We start from the raw sequence: 1,303 nt of genomic DNA on the forward strand, positions 1-1,303 counted from the left end.
CTTGGGTTCTAACGGTCGTCGCAACACCTCAGCTCAAGGGGTGCGATGGACTTCGAGATCCGCGGGGAGCGGAAGCCGCAGGGGCGTAGGAAGCTCCGGGCCGAGCGGGCGGAATACTTCCGGCTCGTGCGACAGGGCTACAGCAACAAGGAGGCGTCCCGGCTGATCGGCGTCCACGAGCGGACTGGACGCGAGTGGCGCAACGGCCGGACAAACCCGAACAGGTTCCGGGCGCCCGCTCGACCCGAGTGGGCGCCCGCAGGCGTGTCCGGCCCGTCCCGGTATCTGCGTGAGGACGAGCGGATCCACATCGCCGACCGGTTGCGGGAGAAGGCCACCGTCCGCGCGATCGCCGGCGAGCTGGGCCGGAGCCCGTCCACGATCAGCCGGGAGATCCGACGTAACTGCCATCCCGACAGCGGCAGTTACCGGCCCCACGCCGCGCAGGCCCGTGCGGACGAACGGCGCCCCCGCCCCAAGCCGGGGAAGATCGCTCTCAACCCCGAGCTGCGGGCCGCCGTCCAGGCCGGCCTGGACGAGCAGTGGAGCCCGGAACAGATCTGCCACGCTCTGCGCAGAACCTTCCCCGACCGGCCGGAGATGCACGTGGCCCACGAAACGATCTACCAGGCGCTCTACGTCCAGGGCCGCGGCGAGCTGCGGCGCGAGCTGGCCGGCGCCCTGCGCTCCGGCCGGGCCCGCCGCAAGCCTCAGCGCCAGGCCAACTGCCGCCAGCCCCGTTTCACCGACCCGATGGTCATGATCAGCGAACGTCCGGCCGAGGCGGAGGACCGGGCGGTGCCCGGGCACTGGGAAGGAGATCTGATCATCGGCAAGGACGGCGCCTCCGCGATCGGCACTCTGGTCGAACGCCACACCCGCTACGTGATGCTCCTGCACCTGCCGAATGGCCGCACCGCCGAGCACGTGCGCGACGCCCTCACGGAGACAGTCCGGACTCTGCCCGCACACCTGATGCGCTCGCTGACCTGGGACCAGGGCAGCGAGATGGCCGCCCACAAGAGCTTCACCGTCGCCACCGGCGTTCCGGTCTACTTCTGCGACCCGGCCAGTCCCTGGCAGCGCGGCTCGAACGAGAACACGAACGGCCTGCTGCGGCAGTACTTCCCCAAGGGCACCGACCTGTCCGTCCACGGTCCGGAACACCTCGCGGCGGTGGCCGTCCAGCTCAACGGCCGCCCACGCAAAACGCTCGGCTGGGAAACCCCAGCCGAGCGCCTGCATAAACTCGTCGCGGCCTGATCAAACCGACCACATGTTGCAACGACCCCTGGAAACCGCC

Annotated in this window: 1 protein-coding gene; it reads left to right on the forward strand. The window is 70.1% G+C overall.

All coding sequences use genetic code 11. From position 1 onward, the window contains the following. Nucleotides 1-45 precede the first annotated feature (45 nt). Nucleotides 46-1,263, forward strand: coding sequence for an IS30 family transposase (locus tag ACFY4B_RS42615; protein ID WP_117484905.1), 1,218 nt, complete (start codon nucleotides 46-48; stop codon nucleotides 1,261-1,263). Nucleotides 1,264-1,303: the final 40 nt, after the last annotated feature.

The organism is Kitasatospora sp. NPDC001261 (genome assembly GCF_042896795.1).
Taxonomy (GTDB): domain Bacteria; phylum Actinomycetota; class Actinomycetes; order Streptomycetales; family Streptomycetaceae; genus Kitasatospora.

Bases quoted from the DNA above. Each gene is read 5' to 3' on its own strand.
- ACFY4B_RS42615 (WP_117484905.1), top strand. From the start codon at position 46: ATGGACTTCGAGATCCGCGGGGAGCGGAAGCCGCAGGGGCGTAGGAAG.